At 62.5% G+C, this 14,666-nt stretch carries 11 protein-coding genes; 8 read left to right on the top strand and 3 right to left on the bottom strand.

Annotated features, from left to right (window positions below; all coding sequences use genetic code 11):
- Positions 1–65: 65 nt before the first annotated feature.
- Complete coding sequence (mfd, locus tag ACFSDX_RS15335) at positions 66–3,539, top strand: transcription-repair coupling factor (protein ID WP_382315044.1); 3,474 nt, start codon at positions 66–68, stop codon at positions 3,537–3,539.
- 77 nt (positions 3,540–3,616) lie between these two features.
- Entirely contained in the window at positions 3,617–3,844 is a 228-nt protein-coding gene (locus ACFSDX_RS15340) for a hypothetical protein (RefSeq protein WP_382315046.1), read from the top strand.
- A 94-nt stretch (positions 3,845–3,938) separates the two neighbouring features.
- Here the strand turns inward: ACFSDX_RS15340 and ACFSDX_RS15345 are convergent, their stop codons facing one another.
- On the bottom strand, positions 3,939–6,488 hold the full coding sequence (locus tag ACFSDX_RS15345; protein ID WP_382315047.1) for a TonB-dependent receptor: 2,550 nt from the start codon (positions 6,486–6,488) through the stop codon (positions 3,939–3,941).
- A 172-nt stretch (positions 6,489–6,660) separates the two neighbouring features.
- The gene (locus ACFSDX_RS15350; RefSeq protein ID WP_382315049.1) at positions 6,661–7,359 is read right to left on the bottom strand and encodes a DsbA family oxidoreductase; all 699 of its coding nucleotides are present in this window, start codon (positions 7,357–7,359) and stop codon (positions 6,661–6,663) included.
- Between the two features lie 276 nt (positions 7,360–7,635).
- Between ACFSDX_RS15350 and ACFSDX_RS15355 the strand changes: the two genes are divergently transcribed.
- The 6 genes from ACFSDX_RS15355 (at position 7,636) to ACFSDX_RS15380 (ending at position 14,144) form a co-directional block, all read left to right on the top strand.
- Entirely contained in the window at positions 7,636–8,625 is a 990-nt protein-coding gene (locus ACFSDX_RS15355; protein WP_382315051.1) for an aldo/keto reductase, read from the top strand.
- Between the two features lie 806 nt (positions 8,626–9,431).
- The gene (gene proB / locus ACFSDX_RS15360; RefSeq protein ID WP_382315053.1) at positions 9,432–10,517 is read left to right on the top strand and encodes a glutamate 5-kinase; all 1,086 of its coding nucleotides are present in this window, start codon (positions 9,432–9,434) and stop codon (positions 10,515–10,517) included.
- Between the two features lie 187 nt (positions 10,518–10,704).
- Complete coding sequence (locus tag ACFSDX_RS15365) at positions 10,705–11,493, top strand: hypothetical protein (RefSeq protein WP_382315055.1); 789 nt, start codon at positions 10,705–10,707, stop codon at positions 11,491–11,493.
- 66 nt (positions 11,494–11,559) lie between these two features.
- Positions 11,560–12,813, top strand: a complete 1,254-nt coding sequence (locus tag ACFSDX_RS15370) for a glutamate-5-semialdehyde dehydrogenase (protein ID WP_382315057.1) — start codon at positions 11,560–11,562, stop codon at positions 12,811–12,813.
- A 117-nt stretch (positions 12,814–12,930) separates the two neighbouring features.
- Positions 12,931–13,638, top strand: coding sequence for a hypothetical protein (locus ACFSDX_RS15375; RefSeq protein WP_382315059.1), 708 nt, complete (start codon positions 12,931–12,933; stop codon positions 13,636–13,638).
- Between the two features lie 11 nt (positions 13,639–13,649).
- Positions 13,650–14,144 (top strand): YdeI/OmpD-associated family protein, encoded by a 495-nt coding sequence (locus tag ACFSDX_RS15380; protein WP_382315061.1) that lies wholly within the window; start codon positions 13,650–13,652, stop codon positions 14,142–14,144.
- On the opposite strand, the gene ACFSDX_RS15385 is transcribed toward ACFSDX_RS15380, so the two are convergent.
- Positions 14,141–14,599 (bottom strand): DUF2141 domain-containing protein, encoded by a 459-nt coding sequence (locus tag ACFSDX_RS15385; protein WP_382315062.1) that lies wholly within the window; start codon positions 14,597–14,599, stop codon positions 14,141–14,143. The two genes, ACFSDX_RS15380 and ACFSDX_RS15385, sit on opposite strands and share 4 nt — an antisense overlap.
- Positions 14,600–14,666: the final 67 nt, after the last annotated feature.

The raw sequence follows: 14,666 nt of genomic DNA on the forward strand, positions 1-14,666 counted from the left end.
TGGCCCGACCGGATTATCTCCCGGCCGGGCTAGGTGCTTTTACGCCGACCACGAATAATAGCCCTGTGCAAGTAGCTGATTTTCTTCGCTTATACCGCTTCGACGCCGAACTTCAAACCCTCAGCGCCCGCCTGTTAGCTGCCTACACCCCCACCGACGCGCGCCCGGCCGACGAGGCGGCGCGGGGCGGTGAGCTGCGCGTGCACCTGCGCGGCCTCGTGGGCTCGCAGGATGCGGTGGTAGTGGCCGCCGCGGCCCACCACGCGCACCCCAATGTATTCATCCTGCACGACAAGGAGGAGGCGACGCTCTTCATGGCCGACCTGCGCCACCTGCTGCCCGATGGGCCCGAGGCGCTGCTGTTTCCGAGCTCCTACAAGCGGCCGTACGAGTTTGACGAGACGGAAAACGCCAACGTGCTCATGCGCGCCGAGGTGCTTAACCAGCTCAATGCCAGCCGGCAGACTGGCGTGGCGGCCCTAGGGAAGGCCCCGCTCATCGTGACCTACCCCGAGGCGCTGAGCGAGAAGGTTATCAACCGCCAAAGCCTGGTGCAGAACACCTTTACGGCCAAGGTGGGCGACAAATTGGACGTAAATTTCCTGGGTGAGCTGCTAGGCCAGTACGACTTCGAGAAGTCAGATTTCGTGTATGAGGCGGGGCAGTACGCGATACGCGGTGGCATCGTGGACGTGTTTAGCTACGCCAATGAGCTGCCTTACCGGCTGGAATTGTTTGGCGACGAGATTGAGAGCATCCGGACGTTCAACCCTGAAACGCAATTATCGGTGGAGCCGCGCACGTCGGTAAGTATTATTCCGAACGTGCAAACCAAGCTGTTGCAGGAGCGGCGCGAGTCGTTTTTGGAGTTTCTGCCGCGTACCAGCTGCCTGTGGGTGAAGGACATGCGCCAGACGCTGGACATTGTGACCGAGCTGTTTGACAAGGCCGAGAGCAACTTCAAGCGTTTGTTGGAAGAAGCAGGCGGCATGCAGATTGTGTCAAAGCCCAGCGATTTGTTCGAGGCCGGCAAGAGCCTTAAAAAGTGCTTTGACGAGTTTGCCATCGTCGAGTTTGGCAAGCGGTTTTACTTTAAAAACGCCCAGGACTTTCAGTTTACGGCCAAGCCGCAGCCGAGCTTCAACAAAGATTTTGACCGGCTGATAAAGAATATTCGGGAGAATAAGGTCCGGGATTTCACGACTGTCATCGCCGCCGATTCGGTGCGGCAGGCCGACCGGCTGCGTACCATTTTTGACGAACTGGACCCGAATGTGCAGTTTCAGCACCTGCTGATTGCTCTGCGTGAAGGCTACGTAGATGAGCACCTAGGGCTGGCCGTGTATACTGACCACCAGCTATTTGAGCGCTACTACCGGGCGCAGGAAACCAAGAAGTTTTCGAAGAAAAAGGCGCTGACCTTGCGCGAGCTCAAAACCTTGCAGCCCGGCGACTACGTGACGCACCAGGACTACGGTATTGCGCGCTTCGCGGGGCTGACGCAGATTGAGATTGGCGGGCACATTCAGGAGGCCATCCGGTTGGTGTACCGCGACGACGACGTGCTGACGGTGAGCATTCACGCGCTGCACAAAATTGCTAAATACAGTGGCGCTGAGGGCTCGCCGCCCACCATGAGTAAGCTGGGCTCGCCGGAGTGGGAGAACAAGAAGAAGTCGGTTAAGAAGAAGGTCAAGGACATCGCGGCCGACCTTATTCGGCTGTATGCCAAGCGCAAGACGGCGCCGGGCTTCGCCTTTCCGAAGGACGACTTTATGCAGGCCGAGCTGGAGTCGAGCTTTATTTGGGAGGACACGCCCGACCAGGCCAAGGCTACCGAGGACGTGAAAAACGACATGCAGCAACCGCACCCCATGGACCGGCTGGTCTGCGGCGACGTGGGCTTTGGCAAGACCGAAGTAGCTATTCGGGCGGCGTTTAAGGCGGCGGTGGGCGGCAAGCAGGTGGCGGTGCTGGTGCCCACGACCATCCTGGCGATGCAGCACTACAAGACTTTCCGCGACCGGCTCGCCAACCTGCCGGTAACGGTGGAGTACATCAACCGTTTCAAAACAACTAAGCAGATAAAGGAAACGATGGAGCGCGTGTCGGCGGGCAAAACCGATATTCTCATCGGCACGCACGCACTCACCAATAAGAAGCTACAATTCAAGGACCTAGGGCTGCTGATTATTGACGAAGAGCAAAAATTCGGCGTCAAGACCAAGGACAAGCTCAAGGAAATAAAGGTGAACGTGGACACGCTCACGCTCTCGGCCACGCCAATACCGCGCACGCTGCACTTCTCTCTGATGGGCGCGCGCGACCTAAGCGTGATTGCCACGCCGCCGCCCAACCGCCAGCCGGTGCAAACGGAGCTGCAAGTATTCGACGAAATCATTATCCGTGACGCGATTGCGCGGGAGCTGAAGCGCGGCGGCCAGGCGTTTTTTGTGCACAACCGCATCAGCGACATCGTGGAAATGGCCGCCATGATATTGCGGCTGGTGCCCAACGCCCGCGTGACCGTGGCGCACGGCCAGATGGAGGGCGACGAGCTGGAAAAGCGCATGATGAAGTTTGTGGAGGGCGAGTACGACGTGCTGGTTTCGACTAACATTATCGAGAGCGGCTTGGATATTCCGAACGCTAACACCATCATTATCAACCGGGCGCACCTCACGGGCCTGAGCGACTTGCACCAGATGCGTGGCCGCGTGGGCCGCTCGAACCGCAAGGCGTATTGCTACCTACTGACGCCGCCCGTGGCCAACCTGCCGGCCGACGCCCGCAAGCGCCTGAACACGCTGGAGGAATTTTCGGACCTAGGGGCGGGCTTCAACGTGGCCATGCGCGACCTCGACATCCGGGGGGCGGGCAACTTGCTGGGCGGCGAGCAGTCGGGCTTTATCAACGACCTAGGGTACGAGGCCTACCACCAGGTGCTGGACGAGGCCGTGCAGGAGCTGAAGGAGACCGAGTTCCGGGACCTGTTCCTGGGCGAAGGCCTGGGCAGCACCAGCCAGCAGCGCCTGCAAATGGCGGCCGGCGCCCTCAACAGCGGCCCCAAGGAAACGCAGATTGAGACGGACCTGCCGGTGCTCATTCCGAACACCTACGTAGGCAACGTGTCGGAGCGCTTGCAGCTGTACGCGAAGCTCGACCGGGCGCAGAAGCCCGAGGAGCTTCAAAAACTGGTAGACAGCATCATCGACCGCTTTGGGCCGCTGCCCGAGCAGGTGCAGGTGCTGATAGACGTGGTGAAGTTGCGCTGGCTGGCCAGCCAGCTGGGCTTCGAGAAGGTGACGCTAAAACGCGAAACCCTGCGCGCCTACCTGCCCGCCGGGGCTGGCACCGAGGCGTACTTCCAGGGCGAGCAGTTCGGGCGCGTGCTCAACTTTATTCAGACGCACCCGCGCACGGCCCGCATGAAGGAGCAGAAGGACAAGCTACAAGTGACCTTTGACGGCATCCGCAGCGTGGGCATGGCCCAGCACCTGCTGGTGACCCTAGGGGCTGAGGAAGTGGTGGTTGCCTAACAAAAGCAGTTTTGGTAGCACGGCGCGGTAACGCAGCGCTGGAATCATCTTCTATATCCCTCACGCACATCTTCCCGATGCAAGACCATAGAGCAGAATTAGGCAATTTATTGCGCCAATTTGAGGCCGGATTAGCTCGCAGCCAAGCGGTCATTCTGCCATCAGCGGGAGAGTCAGAAAAGGTATTGCTTGAATTACAGGAGCTAATCCACGAAGCTGAGCAGGCAGTGGCCGCTCGCCGTAGTGACCAAACACTACTGGAAATCAAACAGCTACTTGCCGAATGGCAAGCTCAGCGGCGCTAGCAGTAGTTGACTAAAGTAGCATTGCTTTCCTTGTAAAGAGCCCGTTTAGCATGTCAACGACATGCTAAACGGGCTCTTTACAAGGAAAGCAATGCTACCGCTTGGGCGTCACGTAGATAGTACCAGTGCCGCGGCCGGGCTCGCCGGTGAGGGTGAGACCCTCGGCAGTGGCCTGGTAGTTGCCGCTGCCATCGGCGGTGTAGAAGGTGAATTCGGCCTCGCCCTTAGAGTCGGTTTGCAGGCTCGGGTTCCAGTAGATGGTGAGGCGGCGGGGGTCTGACTCGGGGGCGTTGAGCACGGGCGCGCCGTAGCGGGGGCGGTAGAACTCGCGGGTCTGGTAGTAGCCGGGCAGCTTCACCGTCACTAGGCTAGGGTTGGCGGTACCCGGCCCGGTAGGGGCCTTGTAGTTTTTGTTAGCGCGCTTGGTGTAGATGGCAATAACGCCGCCACTGGCGCCGAAGATGGCGGCCTCGGTACCTTTGAACACTTCCACAGCCTCGACATCGTTCGAGTTGATGGAATTTATCACGTCGGCCTCCACGCGCTGGCCATCCAGGATAATCTGGGGTGTGCCCGAGTTCCGAATCTGGATGCTCTGGTTGGGCGGGCTGCCGCTGATGGTGAGGCCCGCCACCCGCCCTTGCAACAGCGAGAAGATGGGAATGCCCGACTGCGCTCCCGGCATATCGGCAAAGTTGATGATGGTATTAGCCACCACGCCGGGGATGAGGCGCCGGGTATCGTTGGCCGGGATGATACTGCGCTCGCGCTGGCCGGTCACGGCAATGTCGGCCAGGCGCACGTTGCGCACATCATCGGCGGGCATGTTTTGGCGCTCGGTCACTCGCTGCTGGCGGCTGCGCTTGAGGTAGTCGGCCACGGCGGGCGTGGGAGTGGCGATATTGGGCAGGCCCGGCAGCGGGATACCCGCGGTGGGCGCCCCTAGGTCAGGCCGCACGGTCACGTTGGCGCCGCCGCCGGTGCGCCGCCCTTGCAGCGTCACCACGGCCGTGTCTTTGCCATCGAAGCCCACAAAGCTGAAGCGGCCCTGCGCATCGGTAGTGCCCGTGAGAAACTGCTTGACGGGCTTGCTTTCGATAAACGTGAGCTGGCTGTTGGGGATGGGCGCGTGGCCCATGCCCGTGACGACCCCGGTGAGGGCCAGCGCCTGCTCGATGTTGTACTGCGGCACGGGCGCGGGGCCAGCCAGCAGGTCTTTCCACACAAAGCGCCGCCAGCCCTGGGTCAGCAGCAAATCGTCGAGAGCGCGGGTAGTTTCGGGGGTGGGCGTGCCGAAGTAGTAGCCGGGCGCCTCCACGTAGCCCGCCAGGTCGGAGGTCAACAGTAGGTTAGAAGCAATGTTTTCGGCAGTAGCATCCAGCGTAGCGGCGCCCTGCTCGGCCACGGCCACCGAGAAGCGAGTAGTCACGGGCTGGCCGCTAGCGTCGGTCACCTGGGCCTTCATCAGCACGCGGTCGTGGACGCCGTAGGCCGCCTTGTCGGCCGTGAGCGTGATGCGCAGCGCCGCCGGGCCATTCTGCACGAAGGCCAGGCGCTCGGCCTGGGGCTGGCTTTGGGCATTAAAGAGCGTGAAATGGACGATGCCGTTGGGGTACTTGCTCTTGAGCACGTGCCAGCTCACGGGCTTGCCATCGGAGGTGAGCGGGCGCGGGGCCAGCCCGATGATGTAGCCGCGCACCTCCGTCAAGAGCAGCGCCGGGCCGGGCGGCGTGGCGCCCACGTAGCGCGCCTCCACCTCAAAGGCATCGCCGCTATCGACCACGTGCAGGGCGTAGCCGCTGGGCTGCACGGCGGGCAGCGGGTAGTCGGCGGCGGTGCCGTCGGCCAGGGTCACGCGGGCGTGGTAGCGCTGGCCGGCCGCGGGCGTAAAGCTGAGCCGGCCCATCCCTAGGTGCTGGCTTTTGAAGGCCGCGCCCACGGGCTTGTTTTGCGCATCGAGCACCTGCCCGTTCACGGTGGCGCCGCGCCCGGTGGCCGCCTGCGCCTTAAACCCCACCACCGCGGGCAGGCCCGCTACCAGCGCGCCGCCCTCGGGGAAGAATTGCACATCGACCTTGCCAGCCGTGGTTTTTAGAGCGGCGCCGGGCCGGCTGGCGGCGGGTGTCACGCCCGAGGCATCGACCTCCTTGGGCGCGGCGGGCCACACCTGTAGCTGGCGCTGGTAGAAGAAGTTGGGGCCTTGGTTGCGCATCCAGTTGGTGTAGGCGCGCAGCAGGTAGGTGCCGGCCCGCAGGCTGTCATCGAGCTCGATGTCACCGTTGGCAAGGCCACCGGGCGCCACGCGCAGCGTGCGGCGAGCCACCAACTGGCGCTGCGGCGAGAGCAGCTCCACGTACAAAACCTTGCTCAGCGAGTCGGGCCGGTGGCGCAGGGCGTCCACCAGGTAGGCGTTGAACCAGATGGTTTCGCCGGTGCCGTACACGGGGCGGTCGAGGTGCAGGTACACCTTTTCGGGCCGGGCGCTGTTGTAAAAGGCGGCCACGCGCTCGGCCAGCACCCGCACCGGGTTGTCGTCGGCGGCGGGCAGCCGGAAGGCCGCCAGGCCACCTAGGGCCAGCAGCGGCGCCAGCCAGCGCACGGCCCGGGTGGCACTTAGTTGTTTTGTCTTCTTCAAAAAACTCATATCCAAAAGCCAAAAAGCGCGGCCGACCAGCTAACGCTGCATCACCCTGAGCAAGCATACGCCCGCCCAAGTGGCGAAGCTATGAAGCGGCGCGGCAAGCCGGGCGGGCAGGCCACAAAAAGGCCCGGTGCGCGCCGCGCCGGGCCTTTGCTAACTAATTATTTTACAGCAGTTAGTCGCAGCCCTCGGGGCCGCAGGCGGGGCCGTCGGCTAGCATAGTGGGCCGGGCTTTAGGGTGCGCCTCGTCCCAAACCTTACCTAAGACTTCGGCAAATACTTCGCTGGGCTGGGCGCCCGACACGGCGTACTTGTCCTCAAACACGAAGAACGGCACGCCGCGCACGCCGATTTGCTGGGCCTCGTACTCGTCGCGGCGCACCTCGTTGGCGTAGGTGCCGGCCTCCAGGGCCTGGCGGGCCGCGTCGGGGTCGAGGCCTATTTCGGCGGCCAGGTTGAGGAGCGTGTCCAGCTCGTTCAGGTCGCGGCCTTCGAGGTAGTAGGCGGCGAACAGGCGCTCTTTCATCGTGGCCTGCTGGCCCTGGTGGGCGGCAAAGTGGATGAGCTGGTGCGCCAGAAACGTATTGGCCGGGATGGTATTGTCGAAGTTGTAGTGCAGGCCTACTTCTTTGGCAATTAGCGTCATCTGGTCGTTCATGCGGCGGCCTTCGGCCTCCGGCACGCCTTTTTTCTTGGCCAGCGAGGCGTGGATGCTCTCGCCGGGCACGGGCACAAAGTTGGGGGTGAGCTGGAAGCTCTTCCACTCGATTTGCACGTCCTCGCGGTGCGCAAACTCGCCTAGGGCCTTCTCAAACTTGCGCTTGCCGACGTAGCAGAATGGGCACACCACATCGGACCAAATTTCAACTTTCATGGGGAATTGAGGCTAGGGAAATAACCAAAAAACACGAAGCCGCGGGGGCAGCGAAATGTTTGCTTTTCACTGCCTTTGGTACGAATTCAGCGCCAGAAGCTAGTAGCGCGAACTTTGTAGTTCGCGTTTCTACGCCGTTCGTACGTTGCAAAAACGCGAACTACAAAGTTCGCGCCCCCCGCTACTGCCCAGCGCTCGGGCCAACTCAGGCGCAACCTTCAGCCCGGCCCGGCGGTAAACCTAAGTAGCATTTCCCCTTAAGATTTTACGTAACTCATGAAATATCAGAAATTAGGCTCGTCCGACGTCACTGTATCGCGCATCACCTTTGGCAGTTGGGCGGCCGGCGGCTGGATGTGGGGCGGCACCGAGCAAAACGACGCCGTGGGCGCCATCCACGCCGCCTACGACCTAGGCGTGACCAGCATCGATACGGCGCCCATCTACGGTATGGGCCTGAGCGAGCAGATTGTGGGCGAGGCCATCAAGAGCCTGCCCCGCGACAAAGTACAGGTGCTCACCAAATTCGGCATGCGTTGGGACGATAGCAGAGGCGACTTTGCGATGAAAACCAAGAACAACGACGGCCAGGACGTAGACGTGTATAAGTACGCCAGCCGCGACAGCATCATCAAGGAGTGCGAGGACAGCCTCAAGCGCCTAGGTACCGATTACATCGATCTCTACCAGCAGCATTGGCCCGACGTGACCACGCCGATTGACGAGACTATGGAGGCCGTACAGCGCCTCATCGAGCAGGGCAAGGTGCGCGCCGTGGGCGTCAGCAACTACTCGGTGGCCCAGATGGAGGAAGCCGAAAAAACCATCAAGCTGGCCTCGAACCAGGTGCCCTACAGCATGTTGCGCCGCGACATCGAGAAGGACGTGGTGCCCTACACCCAGCAGCACGACCTAGGCATTCTGGTCTACAGCCCGTTGCAGTTGGGCTTGCTGACTGGCAAGATGAAGCCCGGCCAGCACTTCGACGCTAGCGACTTGCGCAGCACCAATAAGCTGTTCAAGCCCGAAGCCGTGACGGCCGTCAACGACTTTTTGAACAAGCTACGCCCGATGGCCGAAACCAAAAACGCCACCCTAGGGCAGCTCGTGTTGCGCTGGACGCTGGCGCAGCCCGGCATCACGGTGGCCCTGGTGGGTGCCCGCAACCCCGAGCAAGCCACCCAAAACGCCAAGGCGATGGACGTGCAGCTGAGCTTTGAAGAGGTTGATTTTATCAACAAGCAGCTGGCAAACGTAAAGCTATAGCGCATAGGTGCCTTAGCAAAATAGCCCGAGCATAGAGCAGCGAAAACGCGCAGTTCTATGCTCGGGCTATTGCTTTGTCAGCTACGTCTAGAGCATCATGTGCATTTTCACACGAGCACATGCCGCGTTGTAAATAGTGGGCGTTACCTTTTGCCCCTTGATTTTCATGGGTAACAAGACTATCAATGGCGTAGTCGTTCGGATAGCCCGGAGGTAACCGCTGACACTATACCGACCGGTTGCACCTTGGATGATAGCAGTCGAAGGGTTAGCCGAATCGGGAAAGCCCGCCAACCGCAGCAACTTGCCAGCTGCTCTACCGATGGTACTATCTGAAAAGTAAAGCGGTACCCGCCTCATGTACACCACAGTATCAGCGGTGCGATTGGGCATATGCACCGCTACTGTAATGCGGGTTTGCTGCGGATATGCCTCATTTAGACGGCGGTTTTCACATTCAGCGGCCTTTAGCAGGCGCAGTCCCTGCTCGGGCGTAATCGAGAACGACTCGTCCTCTTTTTTCGAGCTGACCTGCCAGCACGACCAAGGCACGTCTAAAGTCAGCGCCTGCACCACATTGGAAGGCGAGGCTATTAGGTTTTCGGAGCTATCTAGGGCACTGCTATCGGGGTTGCACGCCCCAAGCGCTAGCAGGCAGCTCAGGAGCAGGGATGTTCTCAGCTTAGCCATTCCTTAAATATATGCTTTTTGCTGTAAATAGATTGCCGCGCCTGAGTAGCCGCCGCCAATAGGCTACGCGCGATTATGCTGCGGTGTAGCAAGACTGCCGGTTTTACTTTTGCCCTATGCCCCTGCCCTACCGCCGCCTCGTTGTCAAAATCGGTTCCAACGTCCTCACCCAAGCCAACGGCCTGCCCGACGAGGCGCGCATGAGCGAGCTGGTTGACCAGATAGTGGGCCTGAAAAATCAGGGCTGCGAGGTCATTCTAGTGTCGTCGGGGGCGGTGGCGGCGGGGCGCAGCCTCATCACGCTATCGCCCAAGGCCGATGCCGTGCGCAGCCGCCAGCTGCTGGCCGCCGTGGGCCAGGTAAAGCTGCTGAGCCTCTACGCCGCGCTGCTGGCGCCGCACGGGCTGCTGGGCGCGCAGGTGCTGGTGACCAAAGAAGATTTCCGCGACCGCCAGCACTACCAAAACATGCAGAACTGCTTCCAGGAGCTGCTCCAGCAAAACGTCATTCCCATTGTGAATGAGAATGATGTGATTTCGGTCACGGAGCTCATGTTCACCGACAACGACGAGTTGGCGGGCCTGGTAGCCAGCATGCTCAATGCCGACGCACTGCTGATTCTGAGCAACGTGGACGGCATTTTTGACGGCGACCCGGCGCGGCCGGGGGCCAAAGTTATTCGGCACATTGCGCCGGCCGATACGGGCTTTGCCGAGTTTGTGACGGCCACGCGCTCGCAGTTTGGGCGCGGCGGCATGCTCACCAAATGCTCCATTGCCCACAAAGTAGCGCGCCTAGGTATCAGCGTGCACATCGCCAATGGCAAGACGCCCGACATTCTGCCTGGCATCCTGGCCGAAACGGCCATTAGCACCTGGTTTCAGCCCAGCAAGCGCGCCTCAGGCACCAAAAAATGGCTGGCCCACGCCCAAACGGCCCAGGCCACGGTGCACGTGAACGCCGGCGCTCGCGCCGCGCTGCTGGCCGCCGGCCAGGCTACCAGCCTGCTACCGGTGGGCGTGGTGCGCATCGAGGGCGAGTTTCAGAAGGGAGACTTGGTGCGCCTAGTCGAGGAAAACGGGCACGCCCTAGGGTTCGGCCTGGCCGAGTATGGCGCCGACAAGGCCCGCGAGCGGCTAGGCCAGCACGGCCAGCGCCCGCTGGTGCACTACGACTACCTCTTTCTGACCCTGGATACCTAGCGACCCACCCCAGCTTTGGGCGATTGCAGAGGTAGGGCCACCACGGTTCGGGCGGCGCTGGCGCGGGTTCGGGCGGCGCTGGCGCGGGTTCGGGCGGCTTTGCTGCGTAGTGGGTACTGTTTTTTTTAGCGCAGGCCGCAGGAGCGAGCTAGGTTTGGGGCACCCATTCACCGCAGCTCACCGCGCCATGCCACCTGCCACCCGCCAACTAGCCTTCACGGCCATTTGCCTCTACCTCGCCGCCTACCTACTCACCATCGTGCTGCACGAAGTAGGCCACGCCGTGATGGCGCTGGCCGTGGGCGACCACCCCATCTTGTACAACACCTCGGTTTCTAACACCAATAAGCTGCTCTCCGGCACAGCGCACGGGCTCATTGCGGCGGCTGGGCCGGTGGTGAGCTTGCTACAGGGCGCGATACTATTGCTGCTGCTGCGCCGGAATGAGCGCGTGGGCCCGAGCGCGTTGTTTTGGCTCTACATGAGTGTCTTCGGCCTTATCAACTTCTTTGGCTACTGGATGATAGCACCCTTAGCGAAGGGCGCCGACACGGGTCAGATTGTGGCGCTATTACACGTGCCAACCGCCGTGCAGTGGGCCGTGGCGGCGGGTAGCCTATGGTGCTTGCTGCTGCTGATGGGCAGCACCGCTCCCTTATTTCTGCGCCAGCTGCCGGCTGCCGTACAGGCCGACCTAGGCGCCAAAACCAGCGGCATGCGCGCCCTCTTGCTGTGGCCCTGGCTGGTGGGCTCGGTGGTACTTGTGCTGCTAGCGCTGCCCGCTCCGCACCCAGCCATCATTGCCAATATGTTTGCGAGCCCCATGGTACTAAGCCGGGCTTACCGGCGGGCGCTAGCTAGCCCAGTGGTGCCTACCACGGCCATTGGGGCGTTAGGGTCACCTTGGGCACTGGCGCTGGCCGTGTTGGTGCTAGCCGTCGGATTTAAGCTGCTGGGCCGGGGAATCGCCTGGTAGGCCGATAGCTGGGAAGTGATTGGAGGCGCAGCGCCGTTCTTTGCAAGGCCGTTGTTTCGTTGCCTCATGACCGACTATTCCGCTTTTTTTAGTGCCACCCAGCAGGCCAGCCGCGCCCTGGCGGCCGTGCCCCCCGCCACTATCGACGCCCTGCTGCGCGACCTGGCCGACGCCACCGTGGCGCACACCGAGTTTTTACTGGCCGAAAACGCCCACGACCTGGCCCGGATGCTCGCCACCGACCCGCGCTACGACCGCCTGCGCCTCACGCCCGAGCGCCTGCAAGGCATAGCTCAGGACCTGCGCAACGTGGCCGACCTTCCCTCGCCCCTAGGGGCGGTGCTCAGCGAGCAAATACTACCCAACGGCTTGCAGCTAAGCAAGGTGCGCGTGCCCCTAGGGGTGGTGGGCATCATCTACGAAGCGCGACCGAATGTCACCTTCGACAGCTTGGCGCTGTGCCTCAAGACTGGCAACGCCTGCCTGCTGAAGGGCGGCTCCGACGCGGCGGCCTCCAACGCGGCGCTGCTGGCGGTGGCCGGCCCGGTGCTAGCGCAGCACGGCGTGCCGCTGGCCGCCGTGACGCTGCTGCCGCCCGAGCGCGCCGCCACCGAGGCGCTGCTCACGGCCGTAGGGTTCGTCGATGTGGTTATCCCCAGGGGTAGCCAGGGGCTGATTGACTTCGTGCGCAAGAATGCGCGCGTGCCCGTCATCGAAACCGGGGCGGGTGTGGTGCACACCTATTTCGACGAAACCGGCGACCTAGGCACGGGCAGCGCCATCGTGGCCAACGCCAAAACCCGCCGCGTGAGCGTCTGCAACTCGCTCGACTGCTTACTCCTAAACGAGCACCGCCTGGCCGACCTGCCGGCGCTGCTGGCCCCGCTGGCCGAGGCGCATGTGCAGGTTTTTGCCGATGCGCCGGCCTACGCCGCGCTCAGCGGCGCCTACCCCGCCGAGCTGCTGGCTGAGGCCACCGAGGCGCACTTCGGCACTGAGTTTCTGGATTATAAGCTGGCCGTGAAGACCGTACCCGACCTCGCGGCGGCGCTCGACCACATTGCCCGCCACGGCTCGCGCCACAGCGAGGCCATCATCAGCGAAGACGCAGCGCACATCGACCAGTTTTTGCGCCTGGTCGATGCCGCGGCGGTGTACGCCAACGCCTCCACGGCCTTCACCGACGGGGCGCAGTTTGGGCTGGGCGCCGAAATCGGCATCAGCACTCAGAAGCTGCACGCCCGCGGCCCCATGGGCCTGGCCGAGCTAACGAGCTACAAGTGGCTCGTGCGCGGCCAGGGCCAGGTGCGGCAGGGCTAGGAATTGCTTCAGAAGACGTTTGTCATTGCAAGCGTAGCGAAGCAATGACAAACGTCTTTTTATCAGCTCAAACCACCCTTAAGCAACCTAGGAACAAATTTCAGGCTCATTCATCCTATGAAATTGCTACTGTACTTGCTGCTGACGTTGGCGGCGCTGCCGGCCCTGGCCCAGCGCCCGCTTGACCGGCGCTTGCAGCACGAGCTCGACAGCATCCGGGGCCAGGACTTGCGCTACCGCAAGCTCATGGCCCGGTTTCGCAAGGGCAAGGCCGACTCGCTGGCCGCGGCCCTGGGCGTGCCCAAGGCCCAAGTATCGGCCTACGTGCTGGCCGCCATGCACCGCACCGACAGCACCAACCTGCGCCGCGTGGAGGAGATAATCTGGCGCTCCGGCTACCCCGGCCGCAGCTTGGTGGGCAGCCCCACCAACGAGGCCGCGTGGGCCGTGCTTCAGCACTCCGACAAGATTCCGCAGTACCTCATTTGGGTGCAGGGCGCCGCCGAAGCCGGCGAAATCCCCTACCCCCTCTACGCCCAGATGCTCGACCGCAAGCTCATGGACGATGGCCAGGAGCAGGTCTACGGTACCCAAACCACTGGCTACACCGTGCTCGACCACACTACCGGCCGGCAGCACACCATCGCCTTTGTGTGGCCCATCCAGGACCTGGCCCACGTGGACAAGCGCCGGCGCCAGGCGGGCTTTGCTACCACACTGGCCCAGAGCGCGGCGGCCAAGGGCTTCCCGGCCCAGCCCGCCACCCTGGCGTATGCGCTGTGGCTGCAACAGGAAGCCGCCCAGCTCGCCGCCCAATTACGCTGATTTACAACGCTATGAATCAGGCCCCTCCGCCCGTTGCCGCCTTCCGGGCCGTGCTCGAAGCCGGCGGCCCCAGCTTCATGCCTACCCAAATACTCGTGGTGCCCGAGGCGGCGTGGCAGGCCGTGGGTGGCAAAGCCACTAAGCGCGTGGTAGCCACGCTCAACGGCCACCCCGAGCGCCTGGGGCTGCTGCCGCTGGCGGGCGGCGGGCGCTACCTCATGCTGCGCAAAGACCTGTGCGAGCACCTAGGGCTCGCCATTGGGCAAGAAGTAGAAGTGCACTTAGTGCCCGACCCTGACCCCGACCACGTAGACCTGCCCGCCGAGCTGGCCGAAGCCCTAGGGGCCTGGCCCGAGGCCGAAGCGGCTTTTGCGCGGCAAAGCGGCGCCATGCGCCGGGCCATCGCCCGCAAAGTAGCCGACGCCAAGCGCCCCGAAACCCGCGCCCGCTACGCCGTGGAGCTAACCGAGCGCCTGGCCCGCGGCAGCCACCCGTTTCGGGCCTAGAAGTCGTTCCAGTCGCTGATGGTCACAACCTGGCCCGGCCCGGCCACCGTGAACTTGCACTCTTGAAAGGTCGGTGCGGCGAGGCGCGGCTTCACGTTGTTGGAGAACGCGAAGGGCTCGGTAGGGATACCCAGAAAATTCTTGTCGAGCTTGTCGTTGTTGTTCAGGTCCTGCGATGCGGCCACGGCCCACTCGCCGGGCGCCAGCGCCACTGGAATCGAGAGCGTGCTTTTGCCATCGGGCCGCACCAGCAGCTGCATTGCCATTTGCCCGCTTTTCAAGAACTTACTGGGGTCGTTGTAAAAATTCAGCTTCACCACTGAGTTGGTCGAGGCCAGGGCCGACACCACTACCGTTACCGTTTCGGTAGCGGGCGCGGCTGGCGGGGCCACCGGCATGGCCGACCCTAAGGCGAGGCTACCCAGGAGCAGCGAGACAAGCGGTAAGGCGTTCATGATGGGCAGCTTAGCAAAGCGAGTAGTTTCGCACTAACTTCCGACCATCGGCAATTCGTTCCGCCCG

It is taken from the genome of Hymenobacter bucti, assembly GCF_042681145.1.
Lineage (GTDB): Bacteria > Bacteroidota > Bacteroidia > Cytophagales > Hymenobacteraceae > Hymenobacter > Hymenobacter bucti.

Bases quoted from the DNA above. Each gene is read 5' to 3' on its own strand.
- ACFSDX_RS15340 (WP_382315046.1), top strand. From the start codon at position 3,617: ATGCAAGACCATAGAGCAGAATTAGGCAATTTATTGCGCCAATTTGAG.
- ACFSDX_RS15345 (WP_382315047.1), bottom strand. From the start codon at position 6,488: ATGAGTTTTTTGAAGAAGACAAAACAACTAAGTGCCACCCGGGCCGTG.
- ACFSDX_RS15350 (WP_382315049.1), bottom strand. From the start codon at position 7,359: ATGAAAGTTGAAATTTGGTCCGATGTGGTGTGCCCATTCTGCTACGTC.
- ACFSDX_RS15355 (WP_382315051.1), top strand. From the start codon at position 7,636: ATGAAATATCAGAAATTAGGCTCGTCCGACGTCACTGTATCGCGCATC.
- proB (WP_382315053.1), top strand. From the start codon at position 9,432: ATGCCCCTGCCCTACCGCCGCCTCGTTGTCAAAATCGGTTCCAACGTC.
- ACFSDX_RS15365 (WP_382315055.1), top strand. From the start codon at position 10,705: ATGCCACCTGCCACCCGCCAACTAGCCTTCACGGCCATTTGCCTCTAC.
- ACFSDX_RS15370 (WP_382315057.1), top strand. From the start codon at position 11,560: ATGACCGACTATTCCGCTTTTTTTAGTGCCACCCAGCAGGCCAGCCGC.
- ACFSDX_RS15375 (WP_382315059.1), top strand. From the start codon at position 12,931: ATGAAATTGCTACTGTACTTGCTGCTGACGTTGGCGGCGCTGCCGGCC.
- ACFSDX_RS15380 (WP_382315061.1), top strand. From the start codon at position 13,650: ATGAATCAGGCCCCTCCGCCCGTTGCCGCCTTCCGGGCCGTGCTCGAA.
- ACFSDX_RS15385 (WP_382315062.1), bottom strand. From the start codon at position 14,599: ATGAACGCCTTACCGCTTGTCTCGCTGCTCCTGGGTAGCCTCGCCTTA.